Origin of the sequence: Tautonia plasticadhaerens (assembly GCF_007752535.1) — a bacterium.
Taxonomy (GTDB): Bacteria; Planctomycetota; Planctomycetia; order Isosphaerales; family Isosphaeraceae; genus Tautonia; species Tautonia plasticadhaerens.
This window is the reverse complement of sequence record NZ_CP036426.1, coordinates 6,313,937-6,330,580: the sequence shown is the minus strand read 5'-3', so window position 1 is coordinate 6,330,580 and position 16,644 is coordinate 6,313,937. Positions and strand designations below refer to the sequence as shown.

The window sequence follows — 16,644 nt, the reverse complement described above, 5'->3', positions numbered from 1 at the left end:
GGCGGGTGGGCGGGGGGACGTTGGTTACTTGACGACCCGCATCAGCTCCTCGATCGACGTGCGGCCCTGGATCACCTGGCGGAGGCCGTCCTCGGTCAGGTAGATCATGCCGTTCTTGCGGGCCTCGTCCTTGATCGCCTTGACGGACGGGTTCTCCCGGATCAGGTCGCGCATGGCGTCGCTGATGACCAGCAACTCGAAGATGCCGGTGCGGCCCATGTAGCCGGTGCCGCCGCAGGTGGGGCAGACCTGTTCGGGTTCCTTCGGGGGCCGGTAGAAGACGTCGACCTTCTCGGGGGGCAGGTTTGCCTTCTTGAGGAATTCGGCCTTGGGCTTGTACGGCTCCTTGCAGGTCTCGCAGAGCAGGCGGACGAGCCGCTGCCCGAGGATCGCCGAGACGGAGTTGGCGATCATGAACGGCTCGACCCCGAGGTCGAGCAATCGGAAGAGGGCCGTGACCGTGTCGTTGGCGTGGACGGTCGAGAAGACCATGTGGCCCGTCGTGGCGGCCTGGCAAGAAATGGTGGCCGTCTCCTGGTCCCGGATCTCGCCGATCATGATGACGTCGGGGTCCTGCCGGAGGATCGACCGCAGCTGGCCGGCGAAGGACTGGCCGGCCTTGGTATTGATCTCGATCTGGGTGACGTTGTCGATGTGGTACTCGACCGGATCCTCGACGGTGATGATGTTCTTCTGGAAGCGGTCGATCTCCCGGAGGCAGGCGTAGAGCGTGGTGCTCTTGCCCGACCCGGTCGGGCCGCAGCAGAGGAACATGCCGTGGGGCTGGTTGACGATCTCCCGGATCGAGGCCACCATCTTCGGCCTCATGCCGACCTCTTCCAGGCGGCCGACCGAGGCGGCGTTGTCGAGGATCCGCATGACCAGCTTCTCGCCGGCCTTGGAGCCCGAGGTGGCGACGCGGAAGTCGATCTCGCGGCCCTCGAACTTGGCGCCGAAGGAGCCGTCCTGGGGCTTGCGACGCTCGGCGATGTCCAGGGCGCAGAGGACCTTGAAGATGTTGACGACCGCGTCGCCGGTGGGGCGGTCGAACGGCTCCGCGGCGTGCATGATGCCGTCGATCCGGTAGCGGACGGAGGTCTGGTCGGGGGAGGGCTCCAGGTGGATGTCGGTCGCCCGGCGGAGGATGGCGTCGAAGACGAGCTCCTTGGCGGCGATGAACTGGGTGGAGCCCTCGGCCTTGGCGACCCGGTCGTCCTCCTGCTTCCCGGTCGAGGTCTTGCCGACGAAGATGATCGGCGGCCCGCCGTGGTAATCGGTCCCCTTCTCGACGTTGAAGATCCGACGGCGGAAGACCCCGTTGAGGATCTCGCCGAAGTGATAGGCGGTGAGCACCTTCCGGTCGTCGGGCACCGTCTGGTTTCGCGAGTAGGCGTAGGTCAGCGACGGGGCGAGGTAGGCGATCAGCAGCAGGAGCAGGCCGATCGGGTAGACGGGGATCAGCCAGACGAGCAAGAAGCCGAGGACCCCGGTGAAGAAGACCAGCGAGTTCCACATCTCGAAGCGGATGTTCTGCAGGTCTCTCGTGTCGTCGTCGACCCAGTCGACCGTCTTGACCCAGGCGAGGTAGATCAGGACGACCGGGACGAACTTGAACAGGTTGAGGTAGAGGCCGGGCCCGCGCAGGGCGTTGATGGCCCCGGACTGCGCGAGCAGTAGCGCCGGCAGTTCGGCGGCCTCGGCCCCGGCGGCGACGCCGAAGACGGCCAGGGCGATCGTCGCCAGGACCAGGCGCGGGCGGATCATCGTGGGACTCCGGGTCGGATCGGATCGACGAGGGACGGGGACGCGATTCGAAGGGGGACTGGCGCCGCCCCCCGGCTCGGGCCGGGGGGCGTGCCCGGCCGACTCAGAGGATGCCGGGCTGGGCGATCGTAATGCCCTTGAGCGCCATCTTCAACGCCTCGGGGCTGGGGGCGACCTCGAAGGCGGTCGCCCGCTCGACCTTCTCGGCCTGGACGAGGATCTTGAGGCTCTCGGTGAAGTCCTGCATCCCGTCGTCCTTGCCGATCCGGATGGCGTCGCCGAGCTTGCCGTCCTCCTCGTTGAGGATCAGCTTGCGGACGGTGGGGCTGGTCCGCATGACCTCGCAGGTCGGGATCCGGGTCTGGCCGGTCCGCTCGGCCCAGTCCTTGGCCGTCGGCAGCAGCTTCTGGGCGATGATCGCCTTGAGGTTGAAGGCGAGGGACTGCCGGAGGGCCGAGTGCATGTCCCGGGGGAAGAGGTCGAGGATGCGGCCGATGGTCGACGGGGCGCTGGAGGCGTGGATCGTCCCGAAGACGAGGTGGCCGGTCTCGGCGGCGTGCATGGCGGCGTTGAACGTGTCGCGGTCCCGCATCTCGCCCACGAGGATGATGTCCGGGTCCTGCCGGACGGCGTGCTTCAGGGCGGTGTCCCAGTCGATGACGTCGATGCCCACCTCGCGCTGGTGGATGATCGACTTGTCGTCGACGAAGGTGAACTCGATGGGGTCTTCGATGGTGACGATGTTGCAGCGTTCGCGCTGGTTGACGTACTCGAGCATCGAGGCGATCGTCGTCGACTTGCCCGAGCCGGTGACCCCGGCCAGGATGACGATCCCCTGGTCGTGGGTGGCGATCTCGGCCAGGACCGGGGGCAGGCCCAGGCCCTCGAAGTCCGGCACCGTGTTGTTCACGCGGCGGGCGACGAGGCTGAGTCGGCCGCGCTGGCGGAACAGGTTGACGCGGAACCGGGTCTCCAGGCCGTTCGGGTCGAAGACGATGTGGGCGAAGTCGACGCCCCCCTCGTCCTCCAGGATGGCCCGCTGCCGGGTCGAGAGCAGCGGGAACATCAGCCGCTCCATGTCGGCGGTCGAGAGTGCCGGCAGGGCCATCTGTCGGATCACGCCCGTCAATCGCATGGCCGGGGGGAGTCCGACCTTCAGGTGGAGGTCCGAGCCCTTGTGCTTCATGACCATCCGGAACAGCTTGTTGGCTTCCGGCTCGTTCGGGGAGACGGGCTCGAGGGTCTGCGCTTCGATGCCGGTGGCCATGGGGATGCTCCTGGGACTCGGATCGGTCGACGGGTGTCGTTCGGGGCGGTGGGGCCGACCCTAGGAGGAGGAGGATTCGAGTTGACGGACCGGGACGCCGCGCCCGGCGAGGTAGTCCTTGGTCTGGGCGATGGTGAACTCGCGGTAGTGGAAGATGCTGGCGGCCAGGGCCGCGTCGGCCCCGCCCTCGACGAGGGCGGCCCGGAGGTGTTCCGGGTGTCCGGCGCCTCCGGAGGCGACGACGGGGATCGTCACCGCGTCGCTCACGGCGCGGGTCATGGGGAGATCATACCCGTTTTTCGTCCCGTCGGCATCCATGCTGGTGAGGACGATCTCACCTGCCCCGAGCCTCTCGACCTCGCGGGCCCAGGGGACCGCTTCCAGGCCGGTCGGCACCCGACCCCCGTTGATGTGGACTTCCCAGGCCTCTCGGCCGTCCCGGTCGACGCGTTTCGGGTCGATGTTGACGACGATGCACTGGCTGCCGAAACGACGTGCGGCCTGGCGGATGAACCCCGGGTCGCGGACGGCGGTCGAGTTGATCGAGACCTTGTCGGCCCCGGCGTTGAGCAGGGCGCGGATGTCGTCGAGCGTCTTGATGCCGCCGCCGACGGTCAGGGGCATGAAGCAGGCTTCCGCCGTGCGGCGGACGACGTCGAGGATGATCCCCCGGTTCTCGTGGCTGGCGGTGATGTCCAGGAAGACCAGCTCGTCGGCCCCTTCGGCGTCATAGCGGGAGGCGACCTCGACGGGATCCCCGGCGTCCCTGAGGTTGAGGAAATTCGTCCCCTTGACGACCCGCCCGGCGTTCACGTCGAGGCAGGGGATGATCCGCTTGGCGAGCATGGGCCGGCAACCCGGACGGTCTTCGGTGGGGCCCCCGGGTCGAGGCTCGGCCCCGAGGTCGGCCGGCCGGGAGGGCCCATTGCGGGGAATTGTACTCCCGGAATCCGCGCAATCCTAGGGGACAGCCGGTCCCGAACGGACTCGGGACCGGCCCTGCCGACACGGCCGGGGTGGACACTCACCGGCTTCCCCGGGACGGGCTCCCGAGCCGGGCGACGATCAGCCGAGGGGGCGTCGCCCCGAGTGCTCCAGGCCGATACTGCGACGCGATCCACCCCGGATGTCCCCGACGACGTAGAACTCGACCGCGTGTTTCTCGCCCCCGTCGGACTCGCACGAAGAGATGTCGGAGCCCCGGATGGTCGCCTTGCTGCCGTCGCTCAGCTCCAGGGTGTATTTCGACTCGGGGTCGAGGTGCTCCCGGGCGCTGACGAGGAAATATCCGTGCCACTCCTTGCGGTGGCCGGACTTCTCCCGACAGCCGATGTAACCCTCGAATTGCTCGAGGATCAGTTCGCCCTCTCGGTAGAGCTTGGCGTCTCGGAAGTGATCCAAATGACGCTGCATGACGGACCCTCCTCCCCGGCCCCCCGGCGATTCGGGGGTGAGTGGGTACGTTCGATGTGGGGAATTGCACGACGATGGCGAGAGGCGTGTCTCGATGACACCGGCGCGAATGTACCACCCTCCGGGGCCTGGTCCAAACAGAATCCGTGGATTCGTCGGGCATTCGAGGGGACCGAGGGCGACCGCCAGGGGCGCGGCTCAACGGCCCGGGGCGGCGAAGTCCGTCGTGTCGATCGACCTGGGGCAGTCGGGCAACGCATCCAGGAACGTCCGGCCGTACGGCTTGGTGAGGACCCTCGGGTCGAGGATCGCCACGATCCCCCGGTCCAGCTTCGACCGGATCAGGCGGCCGAAGCCCTGCTTGAGCTTCAGGACCGCCTCGGGCACCTGGTGTTCGACGAACGGGTTGCCCCCCCGGCGCCGGATCGCCTCCAGCCGGGCTTCGAGCAGGGGACGATCCGGCACGCCGAACGGCAGCTTCGTGATGATCACGTTCGAGAGGGACTCCCCCGGTACGTCGACCCCTTGCCAGAAGCTGTCGGTGCCGAACAGGACGCTCCTGACGTCGGCGCGGAACGACTCGACCATCCGGGACCGGGGCACGCCGTCGCTCTGCGAGTAGAGCGCGATGTCCCGCTCGACGAACCAGGGCAGGAGCAGCCGGGCGGCGGCCTCCATGAACCGGTAGGAGGTGAACAGGACGAACGCCCGCCCCCCGGTCATCTCGACGAAATGGGGGATCGCCCGGAGGCAGGCCCCCTCGAAGCCGCCGGGGTCGTCCGAGGGGTCGGGCATGTTCCGGGCGAGGTGCAGGCGGACCTGCTCCCGGAAGGAGAAGGGGCTGCCGAGCCGGAGCGACTGGCCCCTCGAGAGACCGAGCCGATTGCGGACGAACCGGAAGTCGGGAGGGGAGCCGGAGCAGAGGGTCGCCGAGGTGAGGACGCAGGTCGGCACCTCCTGGAAGAGGAGGCGGTTGAGGACCGGCCCCACCTCGATCGGTGCCGCGGACAGTGAGACCCGACGCCTCGGCGGGGCGCCCTCCAGGTCGACCCAGTAGACGCCGTCGGGCTCCGACTGCTCCAACCAGCGGTCAAGCATGATCGCCGTCAGGTCGCAGCGGTCGCCGGAGGAGACCAGCTCCAGGCGCTGCCCCTCGTCCTGGACCTCCTCCGCCCCTTCGGTGATCGCCCGGCCCAACTTGCGAAGGGCCTCGGGGAGTTCGGTCGCCAGGCCGATCGGGCGCCGGAGCCGGCCGTTGGGCTGGCCGTCGGTCTCCCGCCACCGGGAGACGGCGGCGAAGAAGGCCGAGGCGGCGATGCGGACCGGACGGGTGGCGTCGATCGCCTCGTCCAGGTCGAAGTGCGCGAGCAGCCCCTTGCGGGTCCGCTCGTTGTAGAGCCGCGCCAGGAGGTAATCGACCTGCCCGGAGGTGATCCGGAGGCCGAGATGGTCCCCCGCGATGCCCTCGAGCGTGTGGGCCTCGTCGAAGACGACCACGTCATAATCGGGCAGCAGGCCGAAGCCCTCGGCCCTCAGGGCCAGGTCGCTGAAGAAGAGGGCGTGGTTGACGACCAGGATGTTGGCCGTCCGCATCCGGCGTCGGGCCTTGAAGTAGAAGCAGTCGTTGAACCGGGGACAACGCTTGCCCAGGCAGTTGCCGTTCTCGCTGGCGACGGCATCCCAGACGGCGGGGGCGGGCCGGAAATCGAGGTCGGATCGGCTGCCGTCGTCAGTCTCCCCGGCCCAGGACCGGAGGGCGTTGTAGTGGTCGAACTCGTCCGGGTGCTGGAAGGTCGCGAGGGCCCTCCCCCCGGCCGATTCGAGCCGGCGGAGGCTCACGTAGTTCGACCGGCCCTTCACCAGGGTCGCGGTGAATTCGCAGGGCATCACCGCGCGGAGGAAGGGGAGGTCCTTCTGGAGCAGCTGCTCCTGGAGGCTGATCGTGTGGGTCGAGACGACCACCTTCTTGCCCGCCTCGCTCGCGGCCAGGATGCTCGGGACGAGGTAGGCGAAGCTCTTGCCCACCCCCGTCCCCGCCTCGACGACGAGGTGCCCCCCCTCGCCGATCGCCTTCGCGACCGCCCCGGCCATCTCGAGCTGCTCGGACCTGGCCTCGTAGCTCGGCAGCCGACGACTGATGGCACCACCGGGGCCGAGCACGGGTGCGGGGTCGAAGTCGAGGCTCGTCATGGGCCGTCCCCTGGCCTGGCGTTCCGAGGTGGAACTGGGTTCGAGATCACGGCCGATCCGGCTTCCTCCCTCCCGGGAGGACGGCGATTTCGACGAACTCGGTCGCGGCGATCGGGGCCGCCGGAGGTGGACGTCATCCCGAGCGGCCCCATCGGTGATCCGTTCATCGAGCCGGATCGGGGCCCTCTCGACGATTCGAACCGCTACCTGGGGCGCGATCCTCCGCGGGCCGAACGCTCGTCCCGATGCGAGAATGGGGTCGGGGTGCCCTCGGGGGTCGCCGTTGTGTTCTCCAGGCCCCTAGCGGCGGATCAGCCCCTCCGTCGGGCTGGAGGCCGTGGCGTACAGCTTCCTCGGGATGCGGCCCGCCGAGGCCGCGAGGCGTCCGGCCTCGCAGGCGAGCCGCATGGCGTTCGCCATGCGGAACGGGTCGGCTGCGCCGGCGATGCCGGTGTTCAGCAGCACGCCGTCGCAGCCCAGCTCCATGGCGATCGCCACGTCGCTGGCCGTGCCGACCCCTGCGTCGATGATGACCGGGTAGTCCGGGTCGTCCCCCTTCAGATCTTCCAGGATGATCCGGATGTTGTTCGGGTTGAGGACCCCCTGGCCGGAGCCGATCGGGCTGCCGGCGGGCATGACGCTGGCGGCCCCGGCCGCTTTCAGGTGGCGGGCCATCACCGGGTCGTCGCTGGTATAGCAGAGGACGGTGAAGCCGTCCCCGACCAGGACCTCGGTCGACCGGAGCGTGGCGACGGGGTCGGGCAGGAGCGTCCGGGGATCGGCGAGGACTTCGAGCTTGACCCAGTCGGCCCCGGGGTTGCCGAGGCCGGAGAGCAGCTCCCGGCCGAGCCGGGCGGTGCGAAGCGCCTCCTCGGCGCTGAAGCAGCCGGCGGTGTTGGGGAGGATGGTGTAACGCCCCGGGTCGAGGTAGTCGAGCAGGTTCCGGCCCTCGCGGTCGAAGAGGCGCTCGCGGCGAACGGCGACGGTGACGACCTCCGCGCCGCTGGCGTCCAGGCAGTCGCGCATCCGCTCCATCGAGTCGTACTTGCCGGTCCCGACGAAGAGTCGGCTGCGGAAGCGGTGGGAACCGATCGTCAATTCGTCGGGGCCGAGGTCGCCGCCGGGGGAGGGCTCGACGGCCCCGCCGCCGACGAGGGTGACGACCTCGACCTCGTCCCCCTCTCCCAGGGTCGTCTCGGCATGTCGGAGGCGGGGGACGAGGACGCGGTTGATCTCGACGGCGACGTGCTCGGGCCGCAGATCCCAGAGGCGGAGGGCCTCGGCCAGGCTGATCGAGCCGGGCAATTCCCGGGACTCGCCGTTGAGGGTGATGGTCACGGCTGGCGGACCTCGGTCGGATGGCATCGGGGACCGATCGGCCGGGCCGATCTGGGGTTGCGTCAACATCTGTCCATCGTAAATCCGCCCGATCGGGCGGTCAAGCCGACTCGGATCCGGCTCAAGTCGCCAGCCCGATCGGCCGAAGAGTTGACAGCGAGCCGGAGAGGTCGCATCTTCCTCATGGTCGGATTGATCGATCCCGCACGGAACGTCGCCATTTTTGACACAGGCCGACCGGCCCCCGGGGAGTGGGACGTCCGGCGGTCGACCGACCGCGTATCCAGACAGGGTCCCTCCCCGTGCCCCATCCCGAACGACGCCGTTCGTTCCGACCGCGTTGCGAATCGCTGGATGATCGCACGCTGCTCTCCGCGACGCCGACGGCGCAGATCGTCCAAGGCGTGCTCTTCGTGACCGGCACTGAGTCGGCCGACGTCATCGACGTGACGGTCCGACCGTACCGACTCGGCCGGACCGAGATCCCGATCGTCCGCGTGTCCGGCACTCCCCGCTGGTTCAACGGGATGCGCTTCCAGATGGTCGTGGTCGACGCCCGGGGTGGCGACGACTTCGTCCGGATCAACGACGGGGGGCGGCCGTTGAAGCCCTCCTGGCTCGACGGGGGTGCCGGAGACGACACCCTCATCGGCGGCTCCGCCGACGACGTGATCCTCGGGGGCTTCGGCGACGACGCGATCGCGGGCCTGGCGGGCCTCGACCGCCTCGACGGCGGACCCGGCCGGGACCTGATCAACGGCGTCCCCGACCCGGATCCGATCGCGCCGGCGCCCGTCGAGCCTCCCCCTGTGGAGGCCGTTCCCGTCGTTTCGCCGTCGGAATCGCCCGCCGATCCGGCGCCGACGCAATCGCCGATCACCCCAGAACCGCCCACCGCCGACTCCCCGGCCGTCGCGATCACCCGGGAAGAGCAGGTGATCGTGGACCTGACCAACCAGGCCCGGGCCGACCAGGGGCTCGCCCCGCTGTCGGTCGACGCCCGGCTCCAGCGGGCGGCGCAGATCCACGCGGAGAATATGGCTCGGCTGGACCGCCTCGCGCACGAACTCCCGGAGACGGGGACGCCGACGCTCGCCGACCGGGCCCGGGCGGCCGGCTACCGTTACTCGATGCTCGGCGAGAATATCGCGTTCAACTACTACTCCCCATCCCAGGCGGTCGACGGCTGGCTCGACTCCGAGGGGCATCGTCGTAACATCCTGACTTCCGAGTACACCCAGCTCGGCGTCTCGCTGGCGTACAACGCGTCCGGCCAGCCGTATTACATCCAGGTCTTCGGACGACCCGCCTGATCGGGCGACGATCCCGGGGGCGGGCCCTCTCCGAGTCCGGACGGCCCGCCTCTTGCTTCCATCGGCCCCTCCCGGATTCCCGACCGGGTGGGCCTCGCCTAGGATGGAAGCATGAACAGCACGACCGAGCACCCCATCCTCATCGGCTGCAGCGGCTGGAGCTATCCGGACTGGGTGGGCCCCTTCTATCCTCCCGGGCTGCACCAGGGCGACTTCCTGGAGCACTATGCCGACCACTTCCCAGTGGTCGAGGTCGACAGCACCTTCTATCGGCCCCCGACCCGGCAGATGGTTCGATCGTGGCGGGACCGGACGCCGGAGGGGTTCCTGTTCGCGCTGAAGGTCCCCCGGGTCATCACGCATGACAAGCAACTCAAGGGGTGCCAGGAGGAGGTCGACGGCTTCCTGACGTCGATCGAGCCGCTGGGGAAGAAGCTCGGCTGCGCCCTACTGCAACTCGGCTATTTCAACCGATCCGCCTTCGGCACGTTGGAGGAGTTTCTCGACGTGCTGGACGCTTTCCTCGGGCGATGGCCGACCGGCCGGGTCCCGCTCGCCGTGGAGGTGCGGAATCCGCGCTGGGTCGGCCCGGAGCTGGCGTCGGTCCTGACCGGCCATGGGGCCTCGCTGACGCTGACGGAGCAGTCCTGGATGCCCAGCCCCCGGGAGGTCGCCGAGCAGATCGACCCGATCACCGGGCCGTTCTCGTTCGTCCGATTGCTGGGGGACCGCCAGGGGATCGAGCGGATCACGACGACTTGGGACCGGATCGTGGTCGACCGCTCCCGGGAACTGGCCGAGACGGCGGAGGTCCTGCGTTCGCTCGCGAGCCGGGTTCCGGTCTTCGTCTTCGCGAACAATCACTACGCGGGCTACTCTCCCGAGACCGCCCGAGTCCTCCGAGGGCTGCTCGGCATCGCCGACCCGACCCCGCCCGATCGCCCCAAACGGACCCTCTTCGATTGAACCCCCACCGGCTCAGGGATCGCATCCCTTGCCGGGGAACGGTCGGGGATTCGCGTCCCTCCGACCGACGCGCGCGTTCTCCTATTTCTCCAAGTACCGATCGATCTCTCCGAGGGGAACGCTGCGGAAGATCGTGGTGGAGCGAACTCGGGGCTCCCGGGTCTCGAGCCCATGGCGATCGAATTGGGTCCGACCGATTGATCGGCCAGGCCTGCCATTTTTTTTCGGATTCTTGGATCGCGAAGGCGGTCCCGGGATCATAATGGAAGCGGCTCGCCCGATCCGGGTGCGGTCACCCATCTCTCGATCGTCCGATCCGGACCGTTCGGTCCGTCCGGAAACCTCCCGGTGCAAGGCCGCGCCGGCAACGTAGGCCGATTGGCCCTCCGATCCCGGCGGACGCCGGGGGAGGGATCGGGGAGGGAGGGGGGAACCCCTCTTGGCGACATGGCGCCTCATTTCGGGATCAACACGACGCGGATGATCGGATCGCTGGACCCCGACCTCGTCGGCCTGCCTCCGGCGTTCGCGATCCGGGTCTACCTCCATCGCCGGGGGTGGACGACCCGGCAGGCGACCGTCGCCGGGGGCTCGCGGCACGTCGCAGCCGCCGAACGTGATGCCCAGCGGATCCGATGCGAGGCGGAGCATCCCGAGGCGGCATGGACGCTGGTGCTCCGATCGGCCTGCGCATCGCCGACTGACGTCGCGAGCCTCGAGCCGGCACCGGGCGATCCCCGATCCGGCTCGGCGGCTCAGTAGGCGCCGAGGGGGCCCTCCGGTGCGTCGACGGCGATCGGCTCCAGGCCGAGCCGGCGGCGGCACTCGTCCAGCATCTCCTTCGTGCGACTCGCGCCGACCCGGCTGACGCCGATCTCCCGGGCCAGCAGCAGCGCGTCCAGATCCCTGATGCCGCCCGCCGCCTTCACCTGGACGCCCGCCGGGGCATGCCGCCGCATCAGGCGGAGGTCTTCCATCGTGGCCCCCCCGGTGCCGTACCCGGTGGAGGTCTTGACCCAATCGGCGTCCAGCTCCCCGCAGATCTCGCAGAGGCGGATCTTGTGGTCGTCCTCGAGGTAGCAGTTCTCGAAGATCACCTTCACCTTGCGGCGGGCCTCGTGGGCGACCTCGATGACCGCCCGGATGTCGTCCTGGACGTAGGCCCAGTCGCCGCTGATCACCTTGGAGATGTTGACCACCATGTCCAGTTCCTGACAGCCGTCGGCCACGGCCCGCTCGGCCTCGAGCCGCTTGATAGCGGTGGCGTGGCCGCCGTGGGGGAAGCCGATGGTCGTGCTCGGCCGGACCGTGCTGCCGGAGAGCAGCTCGGCGCACCTGGGCAGGGCATACGGCATGATGCAAACGCTGGCCACCTCGTACGCCCGGGCCAGGCGGATCCCCGACTCGAGGTCGTCGGTCGAGAGCGTGGGGTTGAGCAGCGAGTGGTCGATCATCTTGGCGATGTCGCCGTAGCCGTAGTCCATCGGTCGCTCCTCGATGCAGGGCGGACAATCGATCGATCGGGGCTGCGAGTACGCCGGGGCCGTGGGCGTCCGGTCGCGGATCCGTCCGATACGATAACGGATCTCGACGAATCGGTCGCGATTCCAGGCCGGGCACCTGGAGACGGCGTTGAGACGGGGCGACGCAGGCCTGAAGTGGACCCGAAACGAAAACAGCCCCGGGGAATCGGGGCTGGGAAGAAAGCGAGGATGACGGGGCTCGAACCCGCAACCTCCGGCGTGACAGGCCGGTGCTCTAACCAATTGAGCTACATCCCCTCTCGGGTAGGCCAATAGTATCTCGGGGTCGGGGCCTCGTCAAGCGTCCGGTCCCTTGTCCTGCGAGCGGGCCCGGGGGTATCTTGGGCGGCTCGAATGGGCTCGAATTTCGAGGATGGGGGCGCAGGGCCCCGGGGTGCGGTCGGGGAGGTCAGAGGTGCAGGTCAGTAAGGCGGTCATCACGGCGGCGGGGCGGGGCGCCCGGCAGTACCCGGCCTCCGACACGGTGCAGAAGGCGATGCTGCCGCTGGTCGACCGGGACGGCCTGACCAAGCCGCTGCTGCAGATCATCGCGGAGGAGGCGATCGACAGCGGCATCGAGGAGCTTTGCATCGTCTCCGCGCCCGGGGACGAGTCGCGCTACCGGCAGCAGTTCCGGGGGATCGCCGACCACCTCCGGTCGTCCTACCGGGGCGTCTCCTGGGCCGAGGAGCAGGCGAGGCGGGTGGCCGAACTGGAGTCCCGGCTCCGATTCGTCGAGCAGCGGGAGCCCGAGGGCTACGGCCACGCCGTCTGGTGCGCCCGGGAGTTCGTCGGCCATCACCCGTTCCTGCTGCTGCTGGGGGACCACCTCTACATCTCCAGGGAACCTCGGCGATGCGCCCGGCAGCTGATCGACCTGGCGACGGCCGAGGGCTGCGCCATCTCGGCCGTCCAGGCGACCAGGGAGCACCTGATCCACCAGTACGGCACCCTCACCGGCCGCCGCCTGCACGACCGGCCCGACGCGTACCAGATCGACGAGATCATCGAAAAGCCGAACCCGACCCTGGCCGAACTCCGGCTCCAGACGCCCGGCCTGCGAGCCGGGTACTACCTCTGTTTCTTCGGGATGCACCTGCTGACGCCCTCGATCTTCGAATTGCTCGACGAGCAACTCCGGCGGGACGATCGAGAGGCCGGGCAGCTCCCCCTGACCCCCGCGCTGAACGCCCTGGCGGCTCGGGAGAAATACCTGGCGCTGGAGGCGGTCGGCAGCCGGCACAACCTGGGGGTGAAGTTCGGCTACGTCGAGGCCCAGGTCGCCCTGGCGCTCGGGGGCAAGGACCGGGACCGGATGCTGGCGATGCTCATCGAGTCGGTCGCCCGATTCCAGCAGGGGACCTCGGTGACCGGCCCCGGCGAGGGGGAGGGCGACCCTCCCCGATGATCGTGGGACGCCCCGGACACCGCCCCCCCTCGCTCGACGCCCGCTCCAACCCCTCCCGACCGACCGGACCACGCGATGGCTGACCCGAACCCCCTGTTGGAGACGATCACGTCGACCGACCCGGCCTGCCGGGACCGATCGCTCTGGTCGCTGGTCGAAGGCCGATCGACGGCCGAGATCCTGGAACACTGCGAGGTGCTGGAGGCGTTCCGGAAGCGGTCGACCAACCTCTATGAGCGGGTCCGCGCCTCCCTCTTCCTCCACGCGCTGCACCGCTACGCGTTGCAGGACGCTCCGGACCTCCCCGTGACGGGCCCCATCCCGGTCGACGGCGTCGAGGACCTGATGCAGCGTCGCTTCGAGCAGGCGATCGGCTCGTTCCGTGCCTCGGCGGCGACCGAAGGCCCCAACGGCACGATCGCCAGCGCCCTGGCCAGGGCGTACGAGGAGATCGCGCTCCAGACGCTCGCCGATCAGGTGCGCCGGTCGGTCCGCAATTGCCGGGGGAACCGCTGGATGTTCCGGGTCGGCTCGGCCGACGAGCACCCGCTGAGGCTGGACTCCCGCCTCGTCGACCGGGGCGGGGACGAAGGGCTGTTCCCGGTGCTGGTCGAGCGGACCCCGGTGCGGCTGGATCTCTCGCACAGCGGCTGGTCCGACATCTTCTTCCTCGGCATGGACTACCCCGAGGGTGCCCGGGTCCTGAACATCTCCGTCGACCTCGGAGTCTTCGGCCGGGACGACCGCCCCCGGCCGCCGATCGAGACGTACTGCCGGGTCATCGCCGAGCCGGTCCTGCGGCTCTCCAGCCTCGACCTCGGTGACGCGAAGGACGTCGATTCGCTGGAGGAACTCTTCAACTTCGGCAACGACTACCTCGGCCTGGTCAAGGCGGGGGTGATCGCGTCGGGCCTGGTGCCGCCGTCGCTCGAGGGGTCCTCGACGACCCTCCGCCAGGTGCTCGATCGGGTCGTCCGGCCGGGGCATGGCCTGGAGGTGGTGAGCAAGGTCAACGACATCCCGAAGGGGTCTCGCCTGGCCGTCTCGACGAACCTGCTGGCCTCGTTGATCTCGCTGCTGATGAGGGCGACCGGTCAGGCGAGGAACCTCGTCGGCCGGCTCGACCCGGAGGAGGCGCCGGTGGTGGTCGCCCGGGCGATCCTCGGCGAGTGGCTCGGCGGCTCGGGGGGAGGCTGGCAGGACTCGGGCGGGATCTTCCCGGGCGTCAAGCTGATCGAGGGGGTGCCCGCCGGCATGGGCGACCCGGAGCAGGGCGTGAGCCGGGGTCGCCTGCTCCCCAGGCATACGCCGCTCGACGGGGAGGGGGCGTCGACTCCGTTCCACGACGAACTGGCCAGGAGCCTGGTGCTCGTCCACGGCGGGATGGCCCAGAACGTCGGGCCGATCCTGAACATGGTGACGGAGAAATACCTGCTCCGGGGCCGGGAGGAGTGGGAGGCCCGGCAGGAGGCGCTGCGGGTCTTCGAGCAGATCGTCGAGGCCGTCCGTTCCGCCGACGTCCGCGCCCTCGGCCGCCTGACCACGCAGAACTGGGATGGCCCGCTCAAGCGGATCATCCCCTGGGTGACGAATCGCTTCACCGAGTCGATCATCGCCGAGGCGAAGCAGGCGCTCGGGGAGGACTTCTGGGGCTTCCTGATGCTCGGCGGGATGTCCGGCGGCGGGATGGCGTTCTTCGTCGCGCCGCACCGCCGAGAGGCGTTCCGGTCCGAGGCGCTGGAGATCCTCCGGGCGGTCAAGGCCCGCCTCGATGACGCCTTGCCGTTCGCGATGGAACCGGTCGTCTACGACTTCGCCATCAATCCGCACGGGACCGCCGCCGAGTTGTTCGAGGGTGACTCGGCGATGATGCCCCCCCGGTATTACTCCCTCCAGATCCCCAGGATGGTCGTGCAGGGGCATGCCGACGTCCACCCCCAGCGACGGGTCGACATCGACCACTTCGCTTCCCGGGGCGGGGACACCGGGGAGCTGCTCCGGCTTTTCCGGGCCACCATTAATACCCTGTTCCCCGTCTCCCGGTCGGCCGGCGACCCGACCTCCGCCGGATGGGATTCCGAGGCGAGGCAGATCCGCCTGGAGAACGGCTTCGACCCCGTCCAGCACGAGCAGCTCCGGGAGGACCTCCAACGCGGCCGGATCGGCCTGGCCCGCAACCGCCTCCCGGTCGACACCGACATCCAGGACGTCCGCGACGACGAGCTGATCGACGCCCGGTTCGCCCCCCGGGTGCGTGCCCCTTATGACTTCGGCGTGGACCTCGGCGAGGTGGCCGTCGTCAGCCTCGCCGGCGGTGTCGGCAGCCGATGGACGACCGGCGCGGGGGTGGTCAAGGCGGTCAATCCGTTCGTGATGCTCGACGGCAGGCACCGCAGCTTCCTTGAGATCCACCTGGCCAAGACCCGTCGGGCCATGAAGGACTTCGGCGTGACGATCCCCCACGTCGTCACGACGAGCTATTTGACGCATGAGGCCGTCGAACGCCACCTCCAGCGGACCTCCAACTACGGCCACGACGGACCCGTGCTCCTCTCCCGGGGGCAGTCGATCGCCCAGCGGCTGATCCCCATGGCGCGGGACCTGACGTTCCTCTGGGAGGAGCAGTCGCACGAGACGCTTGACGAGAACAAGCAGAAGGTCCGGGAGGCCGCTCGGCGCGCCGTGCTCGGCTGGGCGAGGTCGAAGGGAGAGGGCTCCGACTACGTCGACAACGTCCCGCTGCAGCGGTTCAATCCGCCGGGGCACTTCTACGAGGTGCCCAACCTGCTGCGCAACGGGACGTTGGCGACGCTCCTCGACCGGAACCCTCGCCTCTCCTGGCTGCTCGTGCACAACATTGACACGCTCGGAGCCGACCTCGACCCCGGCGTCTTCGCCAAGGTCCGGGCCTCCGGCTCGACGATCGCATTCGAGGTCATCCCCCGCCGGATCGACGACCGGGGAGGCGGACTGGCCCGGGTCAACGGACGGCTCCGGTTGCTGGAAGGCCTGGCGCAGCCGAGGGAAGACGTCGAGTTCCGGCTCCGCTACTACAACTCGCTGACGACCTGGGTCCACATCGACGGGCTCCTCCGGGCGTTCGGCCTAAGCCGATCCGACCTGAAGGGCGACCCCGAACGGGTCGCGTCTGCGATCCGTGCGATGGCAGCCCGGGTGCCGACCTACGTGACGATCAAGGACGTCAAGCGACGCTGGGGCCACGCCCAGGAGGACGTCCTGCCGGTCGCCCAGTTCGAGAAACTCTGGGGCGATCTGACGGCCTTACCGGACCTGTCGTGTAGCTTCCTCGCCGTGGATCGCCTCCGGGGGCAGCAGCTCAAGGACCCCTCGCAGCTCGACGGCTGGGCCAATGACGGCAGCATGGAGCACGTGCGCTCCCTCTGCGCATTCGACGGCGGCTGAGCGTCCGCACGCCCGACGCCCGATCAATCGGCCCCGGGG

Annotated in this window: 12 protein-coding genes and 1 tRNA gene; 5 read left to right on the top strand and 8 right to left on the bottom strand. The window is 69.2% G+C overall.

Going from position 1 to position 16,644, the window contains the following annotated elements; all coding sequences use genetic code 11:
• Positions 1-24 precede the first annotated feature (24 nt).
• The 6 genes from ElP_RS25290 to thiS all read right to left on the bottom strand — a co-directional run bounded on the left by ElP_RS25290 (position 25) and on the right by thiS (position 7,972).
• On the bottom strand, positions 25-1,764 hold the full coding sequence (locus ElP_RS25290; RefSeq protein ID WP_145274748.1) for a GspE/PulE family protein: 1,740 nt from the start codon (positions 1,762-1,764) through the stop codon (positions 25-27).
• A 103-nt stretch (positions 1,765-1,867) separates the two neighbouring features.
• A complete protein-coding gene (locus ElP_RS25285) occupies positions 1,868-3,031 on the bottom strand; it encodes a type IV pilus twitching motility protein PilT (RefSeq protein ID WP_145274745.1) in 1,164 nt (387 codons plus the stop codon).
• Between the two features lie 60 nt (positions 3,032-3,091).
• On the bottom strand, positions 3,092-3,877 hold the full coding sequence (hisF, locus tag ElP_RS25280; protein ID WP_145274742.1) for an imidazole glycerol phosphate synthase subunit HisF: 786 nt from the start codon (positions 3,875-3,877) through the stop codon (positions 3,092-3,094).
• A gap of 219 nt (positions 3,878-4,096) precedes the next feature.
• The gene (locus tag ElP_RS25275) at positions 4,097-4,444 is read right to left on the bottom strand and encodes a hypothetical protein (RefSeq protein ID WP_145274739.1); all 348 of its coding nucleotides are present in this window, start codon (positions 4,442-4,444) and stop codon (positions 4,097-4,099) included.
• 198 nt (positions 4,445-4,642) lie between these two features.
• Positions 4,643-6,634 (bottom strand): ATP-dependent DNA helicase, encoded by a 1,992-nt coding sequence (locus ElP_RS25270; protein WP_145274736.1) that lies wholly within the window; start codon positions 6,632-6,634, stop codon positions 4,643-4,645.
• Between the two features lie 300 nt (positions 6,635-6,934).
• Positions 6,935-7,972: a sulfur carrier protein ThiS gene (thiS, locus tag ElP_RS25265; RefSeq protein ID WP_315852648.1), complete on the bottom strand. Its 1,038-nt coding sequence runs from the start codon at positions 7,970-7,972 to the stop codon at positions 6,935-6,937.
• 302 nt (positions 7,973-8,274) lie between these two features.
• On the opposite strand from thiS, the gene ElP_RS25260 reads away from it, so the two are divergent.
• From ElP_RS25260 to ElP_RS25250, 3 genes are all read left to right on the top strand, one after another.
• Complete coding sequence (locus ElP_RS25260; RefSeq protein WP_145274730.1) at positions 8,275-9,285, top strand: CAP domain-containing protein; 1,011 nt, start codon at positions 8,275-8,277, stop codon at positions 9,283-9,285.
• Between the two features lie 111 nt (positions 9,286-9,396).
• Complete coding sequence (locus tag ElP_RS25255) at positions 9,397-10,251, top strand: DUF72 domain-containing protein (protein WP_145274727.1); 855 nt, start codon at positions 9,397-9,399, stop codon at positions 10,249-10,251.
• A 480-nt stretch (positions 10,252-10,731) separates the two neighbouring features.
• Positions 10,732-11,013: a hypothetical protein gene (locus tag ElP_RS25250; protein WP_145274724.1), complete on the top strand. Its 282-nt coding sequence runs from the start codon at positions 10,732-10,734 to the stop codon at positions 11,011-11,013.
• Here ElP_RS25250 and deoC read toward each other — a convergent pair.
• On the bottom strand, positions 11,007-11,735 hold the full coding sequence (gene deoC / locus ElP_RS25245; protein ID WP_145274721.1) for a deoxyribose-phosphate aldolase: 729 nt from the start codon (positions 11,733-11,735) through the stop codon (positions 11,007-11,009). The genes ElP_RS25250 and deoC overlap by 7 nt on opposite strands.
• Before the next feature lie 223 nt (positions 11,736-11,958).
• A tRNA-Asp gene (locus ElP_RS25240) sits at positions 11,959-12,032 on the bottom strand.
• 157 nt (positions 12,033-12,189) lie between these two features.
• On the opposite strand from ElP_RS25240, the gene ElP_RS25235 reads away from it, so the two are divergent.
• Together ElP_RS25235 and ElP_RS25230 are read left to right on the top strand one after the other, a co-directional pair.
• On the top strand, positions 12,190-13,182 hold the full coding sequence (locus ElP_RS25235; RefSeq protein ID WP_145274718.1) for a UTP--glucose-1-phosphate uridylyltransferase: 993 nt from the start codon (positions 12,190-12,192) through the stop codon (positions 13,180-13,182).
• A gap of 75 nt (positions 13,183-13,257) precedes the next feature.
• Complete coding sequence (locus ElP_RS25230; protein WP_145274715.1) at positions 13,258-16,605, top strand: UTP--glucose-1-phosphate uridylyltransferase; 3,348 nt, start codon at positions 13,258-13,260, stop codon at positions 16,603-16,605.
• The last annotated feature ends 39 nt before the right edge of the window (positions 16,606-16,644 follow it).

Bases quoted from the DNA above. Each gene is read 5' to 3' on its own strand.
- ElP_RS25285 (WP_145274745.1), bottom strand. From the start codon at position 3,031: ATGGCCACCGGCATCGAAGCGCAGACCCTCGAGCCCGTCTCCCCGAAC.
- ElP_RS25275 (WP_145274739.1), bottom strand. From the start codon at position 4,444: ATGCAGCGTCATTTGGATCACTTCCGAGACGCCAAGCTCTACCGAGAG.
- hisF (WP_145274742.1), bottom strand. From the start codon at position 3,877: ATGCTCGCCAAGCGGATCATCCCCTGCCTCGACGTGAACGCCGGGCGG.
- ElP_RS25290 (WP_145274748.1), bottom strand. From the start codon at position 1,764: ATGATCCGCCCGCGCCTGGTCCTGGCGACGATCGCCCTGGCCGTCTTC.
- ElP_RS25255 (WP_145274727.1), top strand. From the start codon at position 9,397: ATGAACAGCACGACCGAGCACCCCATCCTCATCGGCTGCAGCGGCTGG.
- ElP_RS25270 (WP_145274736.1), bottom strand. From the start codon at position 6,634: ATGACGAGCCTCGACTTCGACCCCGCACCCGTGCTCGGCCCCGGTGGT.
- ElP_RS25250 (WP_145274724.1), top strand. From the start codon at position 10,732: ATGATCGGATCGCTGGACCCCGACCTCGTCGGCCTGCCTCCGGCGTTC.
- deoC (WP_145274721.1), bottom strand. From the start codon at position 11,735: ATGGACTACGGCTACGGCGACATCGCCAAGATGATCGACCACTCGCTG.
- ElP_RS25230 (WP_145274715.1), top strand. From the start codon at position 13,258: ATGGCTGACCCGAACCCCCTGTTGGAGACGATCACGTCGACCGACCCG.